Origin of the sequence: Ruegeria sp. TM1040 (genome assembly GCF_000014065.1) — a bacterium.
GTDB lineage: Bacteria > Pseudomonadota > Alphaproteobacteria > Rhodobacterales > Rhodobacteraceae > Epibacterium.
This window is the reverse complement of the sequence record NC_008043.1, coordinates 216,732-235,277: the sequence shown is the minus strand read 5'-3', so window position 1 is coordinate 235,277 and position 18,546 is coordinate 216,732. Positions and strand designations below refer to the sequence as shown.

Below are 18,546 nucleotides of genomic sequence, written 5' to 3'. Positions count from 1 at the left end.
CTTTGGAATGGCGCGGCCAGCGCCCTGACCACGGGGGTCGGGCAGTGTAGAGTGCCCGGCGCGCGCTGGCGCACCGGACTGGCCATGTGGAAGGGGATTAGTTCCCGGCGAGACCCTGGGGCGTGTATTCCACGCCGTTGGAAGCCTGGATCTGACGGATCACGGCCCACTGGTCCTTGTAGGTGATGGGCACGAATTTCGACACGCCATCAAATTCCTCGCCAAGCGCGGTGCCAGCAAAATCAAAGGTGAAGAACGCCTCTTTGACTTTTTCGGCCAGCGCGGGATCAAGGTTATGCGCCATGGTGAAAGACGTGGTTGGGAACGGATCGCTTTCCCAGATCATGCGCACGTCTGCCGGATCATAAAGCCCGCGTTCCGCCATGCGTTCCACAACCTCGGATGCAACCGGGGCTGCGTCGTAATCCCCGGCAACTACGCCGAGCATGGATTGGTCGTGCGAGCCGGAATAGACAACTTCGTAGTCTTTGTCAGGCTCGACGCCCAAGCCCGGGAACAGTGCGCGCGGTGCCTGGTTGCCAGAGTTCGAAGTGGGCGAGGTATGCGCGACGCGCTTGCCTGCAAGGTCAGAGACGTCCTTGATGTCGCTGTCGGCCTGGGTGAAGACCTGCAGCTTATAGCCAAACTGGCCATCCTCGGCACCCATGATTGCAAACGGCACGGCGCCTGCAAGGTTCACGGCGAAAGGCGTCGGTCCGGTCGAAAAACCTGCCACATGCAGACGGCCAGAGCGCATCGCCTCAACCTCGGCGGAGTTCGACTGCACTGCAAAGAACTGTACGTCCTTGCCGGTGACGTCAGCGAGATGCTCGATGAACGGCTCCCAAATGTCAGCATAGACCGCCGGATCCTCGACCGGGGTGTAGGCAAAAACGAGCGTATCCGGATCGCTCAGCTCTGCCGGATCGGTCGGCGTGTCGGCGACGAGATCGCCGTTGACGTCGCAATACTGCAGATCAAGCGCGCCACGCTCCGCGCAGTCTTGCGCCTGAGCGGCGATGGTGGAGCACGTCAGAATGCCCAGTGCGCCAATCGCACGGGTGATGAATGGTGTCATGGTTTCCTCCCTTAGAGAGCAGGAGGGCCGGGCCGCACCTGCTTCAACGCGTTCAGGCTAGGGGCGCGGGGTAGGCCTTGGCGAGACGCGAGCTGTTAATGAAACTACCGGCGGTCACTTGAATTGTTAACAGTGTTACAAAGCTGCGACCAACCCTTAAGTTTGCGACTGAAGTGCGCTAGGCCTTGGGCCTGATCGTCGAGGAGGCGGTCGTGTGCCAGCACGTCGCAGGAGGAGCGTTGCATGCAGGCTGTCAGTCCAAAGCCCGAGGCCGGACCCGTCATCGCAATCGTCGATGACGACGCTCAGGTGCGCGAAACCCTGTCGGCGCTGATGCATGAGAGCGGGTTTGAGTCCGTGTGCTGCCCCGACATTGAGACCTTTCACGCGTTGGGGGATCCGCCGCCCGTAGACCTTGCCCTGATCGATCTGCGTCTGCGCGGCGAATCCGGTTTGACGCTCGCCATCCACCTGCGGGAGCGACACGAAATCCCCATCGTGATGCTCACAGGCGTCGGAGACGAAATCGACAAGATCATCGGCTTGGAAACCGGCGCGGATGATTATCTGATCAAGCCCTTCAATCCGCGCGAACTGGTCGCGCGGATCCGCGCTGTCTTGCGTCGATATGGTCACGCCTCGGCACGCACTGTGACATCTGGCAAACGGCAGATCACCTTTGGCGAAAAGCGGATCGACCTCGATGCGCGACGACTTCTGGACAGCGCGGGCGAAGAGGTGCCTTTGACAAACGCCGAATACCGGCTTTTGGAGTTTCTCGCCCGCAACCCCGAACGGGTGGTCCCTCGTGAGGAGCTTCTGGAGGCCTTGGGGGCGGATACCCAGCGTTATGTTGATCGCACAGTGGACGTGTTGATCCTGCGTCTGCGCCGCAAGATCGAACCGGTACCTGCCAAACCTGTACACCTGCAGACCCGCCGCGCGCGGGGCTATGTATTCCACCTGGGCACCGAATGAGCTGGTTTCGCGACCTTGGTGTGCGGGTCCGCCTGTCTGCTGCGCTGGCGGTGATGTTTGGGCTGATGGTCTTGGTGAGCGGAATCGGGTTGCGGGTGCTTGATCGCACCGAGGTCTGGATGAACGTGCTGCACCGGGACACGCTGACCGAAGTCGAAGCGGCGATGGACCTTTCGCGCGATGTGTCCGAGCTTGCGACCTCTGCACCGTTCCTCTTTGCGCTTTTTGCGCCGTATCAGCTCGAACAAGAGGTTGCAGCCGTGATGGAGAACCTCGAACGGGTGCGTCAATCCTCGGGGAACGATCCAGAACTGGATCTGCCGCTGGCACGGTTGGGTCTAGCTATCGAAGATCTGGCGCAAGCACTTTTACCACAAAGTGCCCGACAGGCAGAGCTCAAGGCAATCGACCGGGCGCTGGTGCGGCTGAATGCCCGCAGCAGGCGGATGTCACAGGATGATTTGTTGCCGTTGGAGGCCCAGCAGGATTGGGGCGGTCTCCAACAGTTGACATCTGTGGCGTTGGGCGCCGCGCGGGCAGAGGAATTGATCGAACTGGGCGGATTTGCGCGCGATTTTCAACGCCTGAGCGGGCAGCTTCAATCCTTGTCACGACAGGCGCCGCGCGAGACCTATGACGAGATTCGAAACGTCGTGCAGCGGGGGGGCGGGCTGTTTGTCCTCAAGCATGGGAACCTCTCGGCGCGCCTAGACGCCGAGAATGCGCTGTTTCGTATTCGCCAGGAAACGCGGCGTGTCAGCGCCTTTGCCGAGACCAAGGTGGCCCAGGCCGAGGACCGCTTGTCTCGCGCGCGCGCCGAGACATCAGATACGCTGGCCTATGCGCGCAATGCCTTTCTCGCACTGAGTATCGCGAGTTTGATCGTCGCTGTGACCTCCTCGGTCTATGTGTCGCGCCACGTTGCACGCAATCTCGAACGCATTTCGGGTGCGATGCGGCGGCTGGCGTCGGGAAACCTGCGGGTGGACCTGCCCGCGCCACCCACCGCGCGCGATGAGATCGGCCAGCTGTTTACGGCCTTCGGCGTGTTTCGCGACAACGCTCGCAAATTGGACCGGCGCACAGCGCAGATGCGGCATCAGAATGCGCTCTTTTCGCGGGTCTTTCAAAACATCAAGGACGGCGTTGCAGTCGAAGCGGCGGACGGGCGCATCATCGCCGAGAACGACAACCTGCGCCGTTTGCTGCGTCTACCGCCTGATCCAGATGGAACCAGCGATCACATGAGCGCGCTAATTGCGGTCTCGCCCTTTTGCCGCAATGCCGGCGGAGACGAGCGCGGCGGTTTTGACGAATATAACGACCCTGATGGCAACGTGATCGAGATCCACCTCTCGCCACTGCCGGATGGGGGTCAAGTTTGGCTGATCTCAGAGACAACGGAGCGCAAGCGCATGGAGGCCCGATTGGAGGCCATCCGCAGGGTCGAGGCCTTGGGCAAGGTCTCTGGCGAGGTGGCCCATGATTTCGGGAATATCCTGTCGAGCATCTCGGGAAATCTCCACCTCCTGGAGCATGCAGAACCGGAGCAACGACGCGATCTGCATGAACGGCTTGGGGCAGCGCTTGACCTTGGGGCGAGCCTCACCGAGCGCCTTTTGGCCTTTGCCCGCAAGCAACATCTTGCACCACAGGTGACGAATGTGTCCGAACTGGTGTCGGGGATGGCCGATCTCCTCGAAATCGCCATTCCCAAACATGTCTCTTTGCAAGTCGAGGTCTCAAAGGCCCCGGCGACCTGTCTCGTTGACCCTGGTCAGCTTGAAAGTGCGATCCTCAATTTGTGCATCAATGCCGGGCAGGCCATTTCAGCGACAGGTTCGGATACTGGGCGGATTGTCGTGTCAGTGACCGCTGGTGAGAGAGTCGAGGTCGCCGTCAGCGACGATGGCTGCGGCATGTCCGAAGAGGTGCTGCGCCACGCGACCGATCCGTTTTTTACACGCAAACCCGACGGCGGTGGCACCGGACTGGGGTTGTCCATGGTGGATGGGTTCGCACATCAGTCCGGCGGTCGGCTCGACATTCAAACGAGCACGCAGGGCCCAATGCGGGGAACGATAGTTACCCTGTCTTTCCCGCATCAGGTGTACAACAGCGAAGAAAACTCTTCTGGTGGTCCGTGGATGGCTTTGGTCATCGATGATGATCCGGTATCGCTAGAGCGATCCTGCCGTCTCCTGCAGGAACTGGGCGCGCAAACTTTGCGCTGCGCCACATATGCAGAGGCGGTCAAAGCCTTAGAGGGGCTTGACCATCTTGACGCGATCTTGACCGATCTCTGGCTTGATGATGGGTTTAGCGGTCGGGATCTGATTAGACGGGCTCAAGAGTGTTTTCCCGAATGCCGTTGCGCGCTTATGTCCACGCGCGGTGCCCCGACGGATTTGCCCCGAGATGTTGTTTTTGTCGAAAAACCCGTCAGCAAAGAGACATTGCGCGAAATCTGAGGTCCTGCGCGACGGGAGAGATTTGCTACGCCCCGTAAACAGGCTGCGTGTTGCGCGCGCGCGAACCATAACTTGGGTTTGGGACAGCGGCGAAAGACACACACATCGCCGGCATCTGTATGCCGTGTTGTTGTCGGCCAGCCAAACCTCTACCGCAACGGGTGAGGCCAAATTCTGCGATGCGTTTGAGCCGGTGGGCGTGAAAGATGCACCGCAACTTGGATGATTGCGGTGCATCTGTGACTTAGGCGAAGGACACGCCGTTTTCGCTCATCGGGAGCTCTGCAACGCGAACATCCAACTGTGCGATCGCATTCGCCAACGCTGGGGCCGAGGGCGGAGTACCCGGTTCCCCAATGCCGGTCGGTGCTTCAGCAGACGCCACAATATGCGTCTCGATCGCCTTGATGTCAGAGATCCGAAGTGGCTCGTAGTCCGGGAAGTTGTATTGCTCCACCTCGCCACCATCGAGTGTGATCTGGTCCCGCATCGCATGACCGATGCCATACCCGATGGCGCCTTCGGTCTGGGCCCGGATGACATCCGGGTTTACTGCAATGCCGCAATCGACGGCAGCCGTGACCTTTTCGATCTGGATGCCATCGTCGGGTGTGCCCGACACTTCGACGACCTCAGCGACAAACGACCCAAACGACTTGTGCACCGCGATACCTTGGACATTGCCTGCCGCAGGGTTGCCCCAGTTCCCTTTCTCGGCCGCGAGCTTCAGAACGCCAGCTTTGCGCTGCGCATCTTTGTTGCCGCCCTCAAGGTAGGCCAAGCGGAACTCGACCGGATCACGCCCAGCGGCCTTGGCGGCCATATCCATCATGACCTCCATCACATACGCGGTGTGCGTGTGCCCAACCGAGCGCCACCACAGCACGGAGGTGGCCTTTTCGGTGTCTGTCAGACCAACGGCCATGTTTGGGATCACATAAGGGTTGTCGGCCAGACCTTCGACGGTGGAGTGGTCAATGCCATCCTTGACGGCCATCGCTTCAAAGGCTGTGCCTTTCATGATCGACTGACCTGCGACCTGATGCTCCCATCCAGTAATCTTGCCGTCTGCGTCGAGCCCGATCCGCACCTTATGCCCCGTCGCCGGACGGTAGTAGCCACCACGAATGTCGTCTTCCCGATCCCAGACCAGCTTCACCGGGCGAGAGCGATCGGTCATCGCAAACGCCAGACCCGCTTCCACCTGGTAATCAGCATCCGGCGTTGCCCGTCGCCCGAAGGAGCCGCCCGCCAGCATCGTGTTGATGTGGATTTTCTCGGCGGGGAGACCAAAGATCTGCTGATAGGCCATATGCGGGCCGGTTGGCATCTGCGCCCCATCATGCAGGACGATGTCGCCATCCGCTGTTTGTTCAATGGTGCAGTTCATCGGCTCCATCGGCGCATGGGCAAGAAGCGGGAAATAGAATGTCTTTTCCAAGACTTGCGCTGCCTCATCGACCGCCAAAGCGACGGCGTTTGTATCGGCCTTGTTCACATTGTACACTGGCGCGGCATCCAACGCGGCCATGATTTCGTCGCGGATTTCCTGCGAGGAACGCGTTTCGGCAGCAGACATATCCCAGTCGACTTCGACCGCTGCCCGCGCCTGCATCGCGGTCCAGGTGTTTTCGGCGTAAACCGCAACACCATGTTTGGTCGGGAGCGGCATTGCCATGATGAACCCTTTAACGTCCTTGGCTGCGCTGTCATCAAATCCGGCCACCACGCCGCCACGCTGTGGCGTGCGTTTGATCATGACGACCATTTGGTTCGGCAGGTGCAGATCCATGCCAAACTGCGCCTGACCATTGACTTTGATCGCGCTATCCAGGCGTCGTGTGCTCTCTTTTCCGATGATCTTCCACTCGGATTGGTCCCGCAAACGTGGCGTTTCAGATGGAGCGATCTCTGCCGCTGCCGCGACAAAGTCTCCAAGTGGCGCGGACTTTCCACCGCCAGTCACCATGCCGTCTTGGATGTCCAAATCTGCGGTGTCCAAGCCCCAAGCCTGCGCTGCCGCCTTGATCAGCATCTCACGTGCAATCGCACCAGCTGTGCGGTACTGCATCCAGGAATTGGCCATGGCGGTTGAGCCGCCAGTACCCTGAAAAGGACCAAACAAAAGGTTGTTGTAAACCTGCGGGTCGGAGGGGGCGAATTCGTAGCCAATCTGCTCCATGGTCACGCCAAGTTCTTCGGCAATCAGCGTGGAGAGGCCGGTGGCGGGTCCTTGTCCTTTTTCAAAATGCTTGATGATCGCAATGATGTTGCCATCGCTGTCGATCTTCACAAAAGGATTCAGCATCGCATCCGACGACCCTGCAGCGGCAGCGCCGTCAGCTGTGGCCCCAACATAAAGCACCGCGCCCGCGGCGGCTGCGGTTTTCAGAAACCCACGACGGGAAATATTGGCAGTCATTTCTCTCAAGCCTCCAGAATTTCCGCAGCGCGCAAGACACCTGCGCGGATACGTTGATAAGTCGCACAGCGGCAGGCGTTCCCGTACATGTAGTTGTCAACATCCTCTGCCGTGGGCTTTGCGTTTTCGCGTAACAGGCCCACCGCGCTCATGATCTGACCAGACTGACAATAGCCGCATTGAACCACGTCGAGCTCGCGCCAGGCTTGCTGGACCGCGGCACCAACCTTGTCGTCTTCCATTTTCTCGATCGTGGTGATCTCTGCACCTTCCACATCCTCGATATAGGTCTGGCAAGACCGGATCGGTGCGCCATCCATATGAACGGTGCAGGCGCCGCACGACGCAACCCCACATCCGAATTTGGTGCCGGTGAGCTTCAGCTCATCCCGGATCACCCACAAAAGCGGTGTACCTGGCTCGGCCTCAACCGTGTGGGTCTCCCCGTTCAACTTTAGTGAAATTGCCATGGCTTTAGGTCTCCCTGTTGGCTACGAAAATCGCTTTTTAGGCAGCCTTTGTCTCACTGCTGCCTCGGTTCCAATCTCGGCCCGTTTGGATCGATTGCGGCGTCAAACCCGTTGCCACGCAATATTCAGCGAGCAACACTTCAGGTCCTTGGCACGCCAAGGACCTCCGGTCTTCGGTGTTTAACCTAGCGCGCCGGGGTTGGATTGCCTTGCCTGATCCTCCAAATAATCTGCCCAATTCTCCAGACCGGCCTCTTTGGGACTGCCAGCCGCTTGCGAAACGCCTATGTTCACAAGGCAAGGGAGGCCGCTCAATGGTACCTAAAAATCTGATCTCAGATGTGTTTGATCTGGTCGAGAGAACCGGAACACTTGGCGAAGGATGCGCTACGGGTGTCGATGGGCTGTTTGCCTTTGCGCAGACCAAGACCACCGAATGCGCGGCCGCGTTTTACGAGCCGATCATGTGTCTTGTGTTGCAAGGCGCCAAGGAGGCTTATTTGAACGGACGTGTCGTGCGATACAGCGCCGGGGATACACTTATCGTCAGCCACGCCATTCCGGTGGAGTCCGCTGTCATGCAAGCAAGCCCGGATGCACCTTACACAGCGCTTGCATTGCGTTTGGACCTCGCGATGGCACGCAGCATGAATGACGAAATTGGTGAACGTGACGATAGCGCCAATGCCCACTCGTTGAACGCTGCGGCCTCCGATGCCGCGTTGATCGATGCCACGCACCGTTTGTTTAACGTGTCCAAAGACCCCGTCGAAGCCCGTACGCTGGCGCCACTCATCCTGCGTGAAATCCACTTCCGGCTCTTGCGTGCACAACATGGCGGCATGCTGAGACAACTCCTGAACCAGGACAGCCCCGCGAGCCGCATTGCGCAGGTTATCGCGACCATGCGGGAGAACTTCAAATCAAACCTGCCGGTTGCAGATCTTGCATCGGAATGTGGCATGAGCCTTTCGGCTTTTCACGAGCATTTCCGCTCCGTGACAGCGACAACGCCCCTGCAATATCAAAAGGATCTGCGTTTGTTGGAGGCGCGCAGGCTCTTGGTTACGGAAAACCGCTCTGTCGCGTCTGCCGCCTATGAGGTGGGTTACGAAAGCCCTACGCAGTTCAGCCGGGAATTTTCGCGCAAGTTTGGAATGCCGCCAAGCATGCACAAGCCAGCCGCCCCGCTGGTCCCCGCCCCGACAACTTGATCGCGAGCGCCGGGATGAGAGGTGTTCGATCTCGGATCTGAAAGCCTACTCAGGCCCGTCCTCGGTCACGGCGTGCAGCACATCAAGCCAGTGACTAAAAGGAAGGCTGTGGCCTGCGTGCTCAATCACGGTGAGGCTTGCGCCAAAGCTCTGTGCAAAGCTTCGCGCGCGGGAGAGCGGTACAATTTGGTCGGCCCCGCCATGTACGAGGTGTAACGGAGCGCACATCAGCTTTGCCTTGGCGCTCCAATCTGATGCGATCAGCCGACAATCATTGATGAAGCTGTCATTGCCCTGGGCCACATGAAAAAAGTGCCCTTCCCACATCAGGTCCAGGACCTCTGGATCGCAGCAGGCACGCAAATCAGCGGGCGCATTCCGGAATACAGTGTCAGCAAAGGCCTCCCGCCCCTCAAGACGCAGCTTTCGATCGCCAACAATCGAGAGGTAGCGCAGAAACGGGACGGAGGTCTTTGCGGCCAGAGCCAGAATGCGTTGTTGTGTCGGGGCGGCGGCAAAGTCGCGCATGCTCTGCATGGGCGGGGTAATCGCAAGGGCAATCACTCTGCGCAACCGCGCACCGAGCCCGCCCGCCGCGCAGCAGGCAAGTGCGGCGCCAGCATCATAGCCAACCAGCGTGATGTCCTTAAGATCAAGGCGATCTGCCAAGGTGCGGAGATCTTCGCCATAACGAGAGGGATCAGAGACAAGCGCGGGCCATCCATCTGAACTGCCATGCCAAGGACGTGCAGGCGCAATCCAGCGCAGACCGAGCCTGCCAAGTTTGGCTTCGGCGGCCTTGGGGAGGCGGTTGCCTCCTAGACAGCCGTGTAAGAAGATAATGGGCCGCCCGGATGGGGAGCCGATGTCGCTATAACTCATGCTCCGACCATCCGGCAGGCGCAGGGCGTGGTTTTGATCCTGCGCGCGCGTGGAGTCTTCTATCTGCGCGCTCGACACGCAAACAACACGGCCGAGGTGGAGCAGTTCAAGCGTGCCCGTCGTGCCCGTTTTGCGAAACATCGCCTTGATTTGCTGGCGAATGGTTTCAATGGACCGATCGCGTACCTCGGCCACCTCCTGTGGGCTGTGCCCTTCGACCAGCAGACCCAGTACTTCGTTCTCTGATGCAGTGAGTTCATAGAGCGCGCGCATCGCGCTGCTTGCGCCATCATGCCATGGAATGTCGACGCCAAAGCACTGCACCGTCTCGCGGCCTCCCCGCGTTTGACAGCGAAGCAGCATCGGTTTGCCAGTGTCTTTACGCGTGAGCCGGAGCACAGGCGCGTGGTCGCTCTGACCCGTGGCAAAGCTCTTGATCGCGCGGAGCGTATCTGTTGTCAGCTCGAGCGTGTCCAAGGGAGCGCCATCGCAGAGCCCCAACAGGTCCTGCGCTGCGGGGTTAGGCGAAATGACATGAAGTCGGCGGTCAAGATCAAACCTCGGGCACGGATCGTTGGGGTTCTCCTGAGTCAGCCCCGTTTGGGGAAGCGCGCCAATAATCGCCTCCGCCCGCACAACGTGGGTTTCGAAGTTGCTGCGCAAGGCTTCGAACCGACGCCGATGTGTATCGTTGTTGAGCCGCGTGTCAGCCAGCTCTAGGAGCGCGGCAAACCCCTCCGTGTCGACGGCGGTAGCGTAGATCGAACCGATCAGCGAAGTAATATCGTCTTGGTGTTCCATGGCCCGAGCTGGCACCGCATCTAAACTCTTTTGGCACTTATAACCAAAACTGGTCATGAGCGGGTTCAACAAACGCGATAAGTCGGAGCGCATCAAGCCTGACAATGGTCCAAGGATTTTAGAAAAAAATGCAGTGCGTTTTGGGTTTCACTGCGGGGCTGGCGCTCTTGCCAGCTTCGGTTTTTGCAGCTGAGTGTTTGCCAGCCTCCGTACATTTCCCAGCAGATGGTCCGGCAGAATATTTCGTGCCAGACGCTGATGAGGCAGCCCTGCGGGCCCAAACCCATGGCGCTGCGCCACGAGCGGATCATGTGCTTGTGACCCATGAAGACGAGGGCTACTGGGTGCCGCGCACCGAGTTGGATGCTGCGCAGGTCGTTTTGGGCACAAGCGCCGAGAGTTTCCGCTATCGTGGCCCAGACCATTGCGCCCCGACAGACCTGCCACTGGACCCACTGGACGCGGAGAGTGCACCAACCGAGGATAGCGCGCCCGTGGCCGCATCAGGTCTTCAGCCGCAATCGGGGCTCTGGAAACTCGAAGCCACACCAGTGCAGTTTGAGGGCTGTCCAGATGTGATTGGCCAAAGCATGGCGGGCGGTATGGCCGCGCTCCCTGCAGAGGCCACAACGCCGCAGCACCTGACATTTCAGACACCGTTTCATCCCAGCCAGCTTCGGATGCAGCAATACGCCTCCAGCTGGAGGTCGACCGGACCCAATCAGTGGGTCACCCGCGCGATGGAGGATGTGTTTTCCCAATCACCTGCTTACGGCGGCAAGCGATCCTACATGGAATGGACGCTCACGGTTCATGACACGAGCCGTATCTCGCACCGTTCGGAACTCTATGTTGTCATGCCTCCCGAAGCGGTCGCCGCGTTCAAGACCGATCATTGCGCCGCAATTTCGACCGGCCATTGGATCCGGGTGGGAGACTGAGCCATGCAACATAAAATCATGACAGCCGCCATCTGTGCCGCACTCGCCGCGCCTGTTGCTGCGCAAGACCTGACCCGCAGTACTTTGGTGTTGGATGCCTCTGGGTCGATGTGGGGACAGATTGACGGTGTTGCCAAGATCACCATCGCTCAGGACGTGATGCAGCACCTTCTAAAGACACTCCCAGAGAACCAAGAGCTCGGCCTGATGGCCTATGGACATCGGCGCAAAGGCGATTGCAACGATATCGAACAGTTGATCGCCCCTGCCGCAGGATCTCGGCAGGCCATTTCACAGGCGGTCACGCAGATCAGTCCAAAAGGCAAGACACCGCTCTCTGCGGCGGTGATGCAAGCCGCTGACGCTTTGCGATCCAGTGAGGAGAAAGCAACCGTCATCCTCATCTCGGATGGCGAGGAAACCTGTGGGCTTGATCCTTGCGCAGTTGGCGCAGAACTCGAAGCGCGCGGTGTGGACTTTACCCTGCATGCGATTGGCTTCGGCATCGCGGATGACGCAGCGCGCGCGCAGTTGCAGTGCTTGGCTGAGAACACCGGAGGTTTCTACCGGGACGCGTCGAGCGCATCTGAATTGACGGCGGCTTTGGCACAGGTAGCGGTGACCACATCCACGCCCGACCCGGCATCGGCTACTTTGGTAGGGCCTGCTACGGCACAGGCGGGTCGGACCATCGACATCATCTGGCAGGGCCCTGGCGAGGAAGGCGACTGGATCGGGACCTTGGCCCCCGGCGCCGATGTCGGTGCATTTTCCTCACGCATTGGGGTCGAGCACGGCAACCCTGCGCCGATGCCAACCCCGCCGCAGGCGGGCACCTACGAGATCGTCTATGTGCGCGCCGAAACCGGAGCCGTCCTTGCGCGCGCGCCGCTTGAAGTAACGCCCATGGTCGCGTCGGTCACAGCGCCATCTACGGGTCTCACGGGGGGGACTGTGACGGTCACATGGCAAGGGCGCGGATCAGAGAAAGACTTTATCGGCATCGCCCCAAAGGCCGAGGGTTTCCCGGCGACCACCTTCTATTTCGAGACCACTGGACCAGAACAGCAGGCTTTGCGCCTGCCATCGCAGCCGGGCGACTACGAGATCGTTTTTGTTGCCACGACCGATCCATGGACCGTGCTTGATCGCACCTCGATCACATTGTCAGATCCGGATTTGTCGCTGAAAGCGCCAAGTCAAGTGGCTGCAGGCCAGGACTTTGCCGTGTTGTGGAACGGGATCGCGCCAAACCCTGCGGATTATATCGCGCTTGCCAGGGCCGGAGACGACCTGCCGCATCTCGTCAGCTATGCGCATACCGAAAGCCACCTGACCCGCCTGACCGCGCCAGAGGAGGCCGGTGCCTATGAGTTGCGCTTCTTCTATGCCGAAGGCGACCGCATCGTGACCGCTCAGCCGATCATCGTCGACTGAGGGGACACCATGAAATTCATAAGCAAAATCCTCGCCCTCTTCGGGGCGAGAACAGGGCGTATTGGTGCGATGATACGGGCGTCATTGTCGGTACTGGGGTCCGATTTGCAGGTGTTTGTTCCGTTTCTATGTCTGTTCGTTCTCAAGGCTGGACGTGGACTTCTGGCGCTGGTGATCCTTTATCTCGGGTTTGTGACCCAGGATTGGGAGAGGCTCTTTCCGTTGATGCTGGTGTTCATCATCTATTTGCCGGTGGAAATGATACTCCAGACATTTTTGCAAGCGGCCATGAGTCAGATGGCGCGAGATACGCTGATTGAGGGCCACATCAACAGATTTGCCATCGTCAAAACGCTCTTGGGAAATCTTTTTTCCCTGCTGTTCATCGGTTTTGTCTCTTATCTTTTGCGCCGTGCATCAGAGAGCAAGCAGAGTGGGTTTCTCGGTTTTCTGGTGGCGATAGTCGTCTTTGTGGTGGCCGAAGTCTGGGATTTGGTGTCCAATTTCGGTATCTCCGCCATCGTTGTGGAACGAGCGGGCGTCAAAACCTTGGTCGCACGGTTGAAAGAGCTGCGCAGTCATGTGCCTGAGACGCTTGTTGGTGTGATTGGCATTGATCTCGCTGGCGGCGTTGCGCAATCCCTGTTTGCGGGGGGCGTCGTACTGGGGCTCTTTGGCGGTGGTGCCGTGGGCTATCAATTCGCGACCAGCCTGCCGGATGCGTTTCTGGCACATTTTGGCGAGATCCCGGTCAATACGCTGCCCACATTGTCGCTGCTGGCACTGAGTTTTATTCTGTCTGCCGTGATCGCTTCGGCAACGGTCTTGGCCAAAAGCCTATACTTTACAAGTCTCTATCTGTTTGTCGTGCATAAGGACGAAGTCCCAGACGACAAGCTCCCCGCACTGGCGCGGATGTTGCAAGAGGGAAAGGATGCCTCCTCCTAAGCCCAACTGCCGAGTCTAACGGCGTAGGGCTCGATTCAAATGCACTGAAAAAGACCAGATCCAACTGGCAGCGCGTAAACGCAAATTTCGGATTTTCAATGCAACGGTTCCCTCCTATCGACCTTGTCTTATGGAGTAGCCTGATGAAACGCACGCTCACCGCCCTCTCTTTTGTTCTCATGGCTCTCGCGCCTGCAGGGTTCGCCGACCCGATCCGAATCGCCACGGGCGAATATGCGCCAATGACTGGAGAAGCCCTGCCCAATGGGGGCGTGGTCAACGGGTTGGTCGCACGTCTGGCAGAAGATGCCGGGATCGAAATCGCGTTTGAGTACATGCCGTGGAACCGCGGTCTCGAGCTTACCCGCGCGGGCCAGCGCCACGCCGCAAGTTATTGGAGCGATCTGGCGGATCAGAGCGGCCTGATCGAAGTGGGGCCGGTCTCCAGCGAGCGGATCGTGTTCTTCTATCGCAAGGACAAGCCATTGCCGGAATGGACCAGCCTTGGCGATTTGGCGGGCCGAACCTTTGGCGCCACGCTGGGCTATCCCTATTCCGAAGAGTTTTGGGCCTTGGGTGAGAACGGAACCTACAACATCCAAACCGCGCCAAATGACATCTCGAACTTCAAGAAGCTCCTCGGCGGTCGCATTGATGCGTTTGTCATTGATGAGTTGGTTGGCTGGGACATGCTGAACCAGAATTTCTCGCCGGAAGACGTCTCACAGTTTGCCGCGAGCGAGATGCCCGTGACCGAGACACTGGCCTATCTGCAAGTCTCCTCAGAGATTGAAGGAGGCGCCGATATCGCCGCGAGATTGCAGGCTGCCTACGACGCGTTGCAAGCTTCTGGCGAGCTGGAAGCAGTCAAAACCGCCCTGAATTCAGAGGCAGGCATTCCTGCGAACTGATCTCAATTGGGGTAGGGAGTGATACTCTCTACCCCGTTTGATCACAGCATTGCGTTGTGCCCTGGTGCCTTTCTTAAGACGCTTCGACTTGGTGCGTGCAGCGGATATAGCCTTGGGCGACGTATAAAATCGTGAAGTTCGAATGCACGCCGTGGTGGCAGTTCTTCCTGCCGCAGGGTCTACTTGCTGCTAGTATCTAAATTTGTTCTCATGTGTGCAGAAGCTACTCTTGCCCAAGGAAAGTGGCCGTAAATCCTGCTGCGCATCGCGCAGTCAGAATTCGTTGAGCGCTTCACGCTATATCATTGGCTCCATCCGGGTGGGTGCAATCGAAGACACATCGATGAAGGGTCTTTTATCTATCCTGATGATCGCGTCGGCGGGCGGTGAGCATCGCGCAAGGGCAATGCGAAAATAGTTCATATTGTCGCCTGACGTCGAAACCGGGTTTTACACGACGACCGGAACGGACCTCGCATCCTGAATGGCGTCGGGTCAAATCTGCCGCGCCCCCAGTGCAAAGGACACTCCATCCGTTTTCGCACTGAGGGCGCAGATTATTTGCCTGTAGTGGGACCTAGTCCCTAGCCTGCCAAGCTTGGGAGCCACAAGACAATGGTAGGAAAGGCCACCAAGAGCGCGATTGTCACAGCGTCTGCGATGAAGAACGGGATCACGCCGCGGAACACGTCTTGTACTGACAAATCGTCTCGTACCCCCGCTACAACAAAGCAATTCAGCCCGATTGGGGGCGTGATCAGACAGAACTCCGCCATCTTGACCACCAGGATGCCAAACCAGATCGCGCACATTGGGCCGGACATGCCGAAGGCAGAATCCGCTGCCGAGACCATCTCGCCTCCGTTCAACGCCATGACGGCCGGGTAGACAACAGGCAGCGTCAGAAGAAGCATGCCGATGGCGTCCATGAACATCCCAAGAACCGCATAGGCAAGCAGAATACAGATTAGGATCAGCATGGGCGAGGCCGAGAGGGTCGAGATCCAGTCGGCGAAGGCCGAAGGCAAATCTGCAAAGCCCAGAAAGCGCACGTAGATCAAAACACCCCAGATGATGGTGAAGATCATAATCGTGAGTTTGGCAGTCTCAAGCAGCGCATCCAGCAGTTCGCGCATCCGCATCCCGCGCATTAGCGCGACGAGAAAGACGATGAAGGCGCCGACAGCACCGCCCTCGGTTGGTGTCCCCCAGGCTTCGCCAAACGGGTTGTAGACAAAGAAGATGATGATCACGACAACCGCAAAAATCGGCAGGGCAGGTGGCAAGGACACCAGGCGTTCGCGCCAGGTGAAGCCCGTGACTGGTGGGCCGACCGTCTTGAAGATCATCGCGATGGCGATGATCAAGCCCGCATAGACCACGGCCGAAAACGCACCGGGCACAAAGCCGGCCAGCAAGAGCTTGCCCACGTCCTGCTCCACAATGATTGCATAGATCACGAGAATGGCGGAGGGCGGGATCAGAGAGGCGAGGGTGCCGCCTGCGGCGACCACCCCGGCTGCAAAACGCTTGTTGTAGCCAACCGCCAGCATTTCCGGGATGCCGATCCGGGCAAAGACCGCAGCGGTTGCAACCGATGCGCCCGAAACGGCGGCAAACCCTGCGGTGGCAAAAACGGTGGATACCGCAAGGCCCCCGGGCACCCAGGCAACCCAGCGCTTTGCGGCCTCAAACAGTGCCGTGGTGAGGCGGGCGTAGTAGGCGAGGTATCCAATTAAAATAAAGGTCGGGATGAGGCTGAGCGCCTGACTCGAAACCTTGGAGTGCGGTACTTGGCCCGCAATTTTTACACTGATTTCAACAGCTTTCCAGAAACGCTCCGGGTTATAGTCAAAGCCGTTCCACCGAAGCCACACAAGACCCACAAAGCCCGCAAGTCCGGCGGCAAACGCAACCCGCATGCCCAGCACAACAAGCACCATCATTCCGGCGGTGACCCAGAGGCCGATTTCGATATCAGTCATTGCCGACCTCCTTGAGTTGCTCCGCCTCAGCAGCGGCTTGCTCGGCGACGGATTGGATGAGCGGTACGGCCGCAGGGCTCTGGAGTCCCAGAACGAAGGCGCGGGCATAAGCCGTCATCTGCAGCAGGAGCCGCGCTGAAAGCACGGCCAAGGCAACCGGCACCACCAGCTTGGATGGCCAGATCGGCAGGCCGATGTCGATCGAGCTGTCGCGCGAACACAGCGGGCGGGCGCAATCAAACGAACGGTCGAAATGGGCCCAGGAGCCCCAGACCAAGGCGATCACCAGCACCAGCATGCAGAACACGGTGATGAATTCAAAAAGCCAAAGCGCGCGACCCTTTAGCCGCCCCACGAGGATGTCCATGCGGATGTGGGAACCTTCGCGTTGCACATAGGAGACGCCCAAGATGGCGATCAAGGGCATCAGTGCTTCGATATAATCCACATAGCCGGGCAGGGGGCCGTCCATCAGGCCGATCTTGTCGAAAAATGGCGCCAGAAATGTCCGATCCAACTGACGGCCGGCCACGGAATATGCGGCCAGGAACATGAGTGAAAAGGCCGCAAGACCGCTCAGAATTGCTGTGACGCGCTCAATAGGCAAAAGGGCCCGATCCAGCTTTGACAAAATGCTGGCATCGCTGAGCACGGTTGATGAACCTGCCATAGCTTTCCCCGATATGTGATTATTGGTGAGATACGCAGAAGCCCGGACCAATTGGTCCGGGCCATAGGCCATAGGCCATTGCGTTCAGATCAGCTGCCGTTGCGGTGATCTGCGAGCGTTTTCTGAACTAGATCATAGAGCTCCTGACCCGGCAGGCCCTGTGCTTCCATATCCTTGATCCAAGCGTCGCGGATCGGCTCAGCCGCAGTAGAGCGGAATTCTGCGAGCACCTCTTCCGAAATCTCGACCTTTTCGACGCCTTTTTCCTCGAGAACACTATCCCACTTCTTCAGCAGCTCGCCGTAGTTCGCCAGGTAGTGATCCAGCGCTTCGGCAACCGAGCTGTCCAGCGCTTCGCGCTCGGCGTCAGAGAGGCTTTCGTAAGCGTCAATATTGACCACAACCGGGCAGTTCACGGTGCCGGGGTTGAGGTTAGCGGTCCACCAGTCAGCGCGGTTGATGGTGCCAAAGCTCAGATGCGCATGTTGTGCGAACGCTACGGTGTCGACCACACCGGATTCCATCGCCTGATAGGCCTCGGTCGCGGTGACGGAGGTCGGAACGGCGCCAACAGCCTTGAAGGCTTCGCCGATACCGCCGGTTGCCCGCACGCGCATGCCTTCAAATTCCGCCAGATCATCACGCACATCACCGGTGCCGACGATATTGTATTGCGGCATCGGCGAGGTCATGAGCAGCTTTGCGTTCCACTGCGCCATTTCCTCGGCTGCGGCCGGGTGGTTGTAGACCGCGCTAGAGACCGCAACCTCCTCTTCGAGGTTGGAAATGCCCAGGAAGGGCAATTCAAGAACGGTAATCACGCGGTTTTTGTCGCGGTGATAGCCGGCGCAGAACTGCGCCATCTCAAACGCGCCAATCGAGATCCCGTCGAGGTTCTCGCGGTTTTTGGACAGTCCACCATAGCTGATGTTCATGGTGAATTCGCCGTCGGTTTTCTCGGACACCAGTTCAGCGAGCTTTTCGACGTGCTCGGTAAAGGCGCGGCGTTTGCCCCAAACCGAGACATTCCACTCTGTGGCCATGGCTTCTGCCGCAAAGGCAAAGCTCACGGATGCAACAGCGGTAAGTCCCAAGAATTTTTTCATATTTTCCTCCCCAGTCGGATTTTACCGTATTTGTTTATGTGCGGCAGGATCACCAAATTGAGTGGATTTGCCAACCCCAAACTTCGCGCTGGTTTGGCAAAGCTCCGATGAGCGCGCTCCGGCCTGCGTCTTAGAAATGCGTCGATGGGCCAAAGGTTCAAGAGGCTGCGCAATCCATGCATGTTTTTGCGGATGTGAGGCGGGCTTGTCTCGAACTCAATAAACAACGTCG

Annotated in this window: 14 protein-coding genes; 7 read left to right on the top strand and 7 right to left on the bottom strand. The window is 58.8% G+C overall.

Annotated elements, in window-relative coordinates:
* Positions 1 to 97: 97 nt before the first annotated feature.
* On the bottom strand, positions 98 to 1,078 hold the full coding sequence (phnD, locus tag TM1040_RS01595; RefSeq protein WP_011536851.1) for a phosphate/phosphite/phosphonate ABC transporter substrate-binding protein: 981 nt from the start codon (positions 1,076 to 1,078) through the stop codon (positions 98 to 100).
* Between the two features lie 243 nt (positions 1,079 to 1,321).
* Between phnD and TM1040_RS01590 the strand changes: the two genes are divergently transcribed.
* Complete coding sequence (locus tag TM1040_RS01590) at positions 1,322 to 2,056, top strand: winged helix-turn-helix domain-containing protein (RefSeq protein ID WP_011536850.1); 735 nt, start codon at positions 1,322 to 1,324, stop codon at positions 2,054 to 2,056.
* Positions 2,053 to 4,527 (top strand): ATP-binding protein, encoded by a 2,475-nt coding sequence (locus TM1040_RS01585; protein ID WP_011536849.1) that lies wholly within the window; start codon positions 2,053 to 2,055, stop codon positions 4,525 to 4,527. The genes TM1040_RS01590 and TM1040_RS01585 overlap by 4 nt, the downstream gene beginning before the upstream one ends.
* Before the next feature lie 244 nt (positions 4,528 to 4,771).
* Here the strand turns inward: TM1040_RS01585 and TM1040_RS01580 are convergent, their stop codons facing one another.
* Both TM1040_RS01580 and TM1040_RS01575 read right to left on the bottom strand, forming a co-directional pair.
* Entirely contained in the window at positions 4,772 to 6,949 is a 2,178-nt protein-coding gene (locus TM1040_RS01580) for a xanthine dehydrogenase family protein molybdopterin-binding subunit (RefSeq protein WP_011536848.1), read from the bottom strand.
* 5 nt (positions 6,950 to 6,954) lie between these two features.
* Entirely contained in the window at positions 6,955 to 7,419 is a 465-nt protein-coding gene (locus TM1040_RS01575; RefSeq protein ID WP_011536847.1) for a (2Fe-2S)-binding protein, read from the bottom strand.
* Positions 7,420 to 7,733: 314 nt separating this feature from the next.
* Here TM1040_RS01575 and TM1040_RS01570 point away from each other — a divergent pair, with 314 nt between their 5' ends.
* Positions 7,734 to 8,633: an AraC family transcriptional regulator gene (locus TM1040_RS01570; protein WP_011536846.1), complete on the top strand. Its 900-nt coding sequence runs from the start codon at positions 7,734 to 7,736 to the stop codon at positions 8,631 to 8,633.
* Between the two features lie 45 nt (positions 8,634 to 8,678).
* Here TM1040_RS01570 and TM1040_RS01565 read toward each other — a convergent pair whose 3' ends face one another.
* Complete coding sequence (locus TM1040_RS01565; RefSeq protein WP_011536845.1) at positions 8,679 to 10,316, bottom strand: alpha/beta fold hydrolase; 1,638 nt, start codon at positions 10,314 to 10,316, stop codon at positions 8,679 to 8,681.
* A gap of 128 nt (positions 10,317 to 10,444) precedes the next feature.
* Between TM1040_RS01565 and TM1040_RS01560 the strand changes: the two genes are divergently transcribed.
* The 4 genes from TM1040_RS01560 (at position 10,445) to TM1040_RS01545 (ending at position 14,553) form a co-directional block, all read left to right on the top strand.
* The gene (locus TM1040_RS01560) at positions 10,445 to 11,257 is read left to right on the top strand and encodes a hypothetical protein (protein WP_011536844.1); all 813 of its coding nucleotides are present in this window, start codon (positions 10,445 to 10,447) and stop codon (positions 11,255 to 11,257) included.
* Positions 11,258 to 11,260: 3 nt separating this feature from the next.
* Positions 11,261 to 12,694 carry a VWA domain-containing protein gene (locus TM1040_RS01555; RefSeq protein WP_011536843.1) on the top strand — a complete coding sequence of 478 codons (1,434 nt, stop codon included), beginning with the start codon at positions 11,261 to 11,263 and terminating at the stop codon, positions 12,692 to 12,694.
* 9 nt (positions 12,695 to 12,703) lie between these two features.
* A complete protein-coding gene (locus TM1040_RS01550) occupies positions 12,704 to 13,642 on the top strand; it encodes a hypothetical protein (protein ID WP_011536842.1) in 939 nt (312 codons plus the stop codon).
* A 143-nt stretch (positions 13,643 to 13,785) separates the two neighbouring features.
* On the top strand, positions 13,786 to 14,553 hold the full coding sequence (locus TM1040_RS01545) for a substrate-binding periplasmic protein (protein ID WP_011536841.1): 768 nt from the start codon (positions 13,786 to 13,788) through the stop codon (positions 14,551 to 14,553).
* A 584-nt stretch (positions 14,554 to 15,137) separates the two neighbouring features.
* Here the strand turns inward: TM1040_RS01545 and TM1040_RS01540 are convergent.
* From TM1040_RS01540 to TM1040_RS01530, 3 genes are all read right to left on the bottom strand, one after another.
* A complete protein-coding gene (locus TM1040_RS01540; RefSeq protein ID WP_011536840.1) occupies positions 15,138 to 16,538 on the bottom strand; it encodes a TRAP transporter large permease in 1,401 nt (466 codons plus the stop codon).
* Entirely contained in the window at positions 16,531 to 17,208 is a 678-nt protein-coding gene (locus TM1040_RS01535; RefSeq protein ID WP_011536839.1) for a TRAP transporter small permease subunit, read from the bottom strand. The genes TM1040_RS01540 and TM1040_RS01535 overlap by 8 nt, the downstream gene beginning before the upstream one ends.
* 89 nt (positions 17,209 to 17,297) lie before the next feature.
* Positions 17,298 to 18,314 (bottom strand): C4-dicarboxylate TRAP transporter substrate-binding protein, encoded by a 1,017-nt coding sequence (locus TM1040_RS01530; protein ID WP_011536838.1) that lies wholly within the window; start codon positions 18,312 to 18,314, stop codon positions 17,298 to 17,300.
* Positions 18,315 to 18,546: the final 232 nt, after the last annotated feature.

What these genes read in the sequence shown, in the direction of transcription:
- TM1040_RS01560 (WP_011536844.1), top strand. Translation starts at nt 10,445, where the DNA reads ATGCAGTGCGTTTTGGGTTTCACTGCGGGGCTGGCGCTCTTGCCAGCT.
- TM1040_RS01540 (WP_011536840.1), bottom strand. Translation starts at nt 16,538, where the DNA reads ATGACTGATATCGAAATCGGCCTCTGGGTCACCGCCGGAATGATGGTG.
- TM1040_RS01580 (WP_011536848.1), bottom strand. Translation starts at nt 6,949, where the DNA reads ATGACTGCCAATATTTCCCGTCGTGGGTTTCTGAAAACCGCAGCCGCC.
- TM1040_RS01570 (WP_011536846.1), top strand. Translation starts at nt 7,734, where the DNA reads ATGGTACCTAAAAATCTGATCTCAGATGTGTTTGATCTGGTCGAGAGA.
- TM1040_RS01555 (WP_011536843.1), top strand. Translation starts at nt 11,261, where the DNA reads ATGCAACATAAAATCATGACAGCCGCCATCTGTGCCGCACTCGCCGCG.
- TM1040_RS01565 (WP_011536845.1), bottom strand. Translation starts at nt 10,316, where the DNA reads ATGGAACACCAAGACGATATTACTTCGCTGATCGGTTCGATCTACGCT.
- TM1040_RS01545 (WP_011536841.1), top strand. Translation starts at nt 13,786, where the DNA reads ATGAAACGCACGCTCACCGCCCTCTCTTTTGTTCTCATGGCTCTCGCG.
- TM1040_RS01535 (WP_011536839.1), bottom strand. Translation starts at nt 17,208, where the DNA reads ATGGCAGGTTCATCAACCGTGCTCAGCGATGCCAGCATTTTGTCAAAG.
- phnD (WP_011536851.1), bottom strand. Translation starts at nt 1,078, where the DNA reads ATGACACCATTCATCACCCGTGCGATTGGCGCACTGGGCATTCTGACG.
- TM1040_RS01550 (WP_011536842.1), top strand. Translation starts at nt 12,704, where the DNA reads ATGAAATTCATAAGCAAAATCCTCGCCCTCTTCGGGGCGAGAACAGGG.
- TM1040_RS01530 (WP_011536838.1), bottom strand. Translation starts at nt 18,314, where the DNA reads ATGAAAAAATTCTTGGGACTTACCGCTGTTGCATCCGTGAGCTTTGCC.
- TM1040_RS01575 (WP_011536847.1), bottom strand. Translation starts at nt 7,419, where the DNA reads ATGGCAATTTCACTAAAGTTGAACGGGGAGACCCACACGGTTGAGGCC.
- TM1040_RS01590 (WP_011536850.1), top strand. Translation starts at nt 1,322, where the DNA reads ATGCAGGCTGTCAGTCCAAAGCCCGAGGCCGGACCCGTCATCGCAATC.
- TM1040_RS01585 (WP_011536849.1), top strand. Translation starts at nt 2,053, where the DNA reads ATGAGCTGGTTTCGCGACCTTGGTGTGCGGGTCCGCCTGTCTGCTGCG.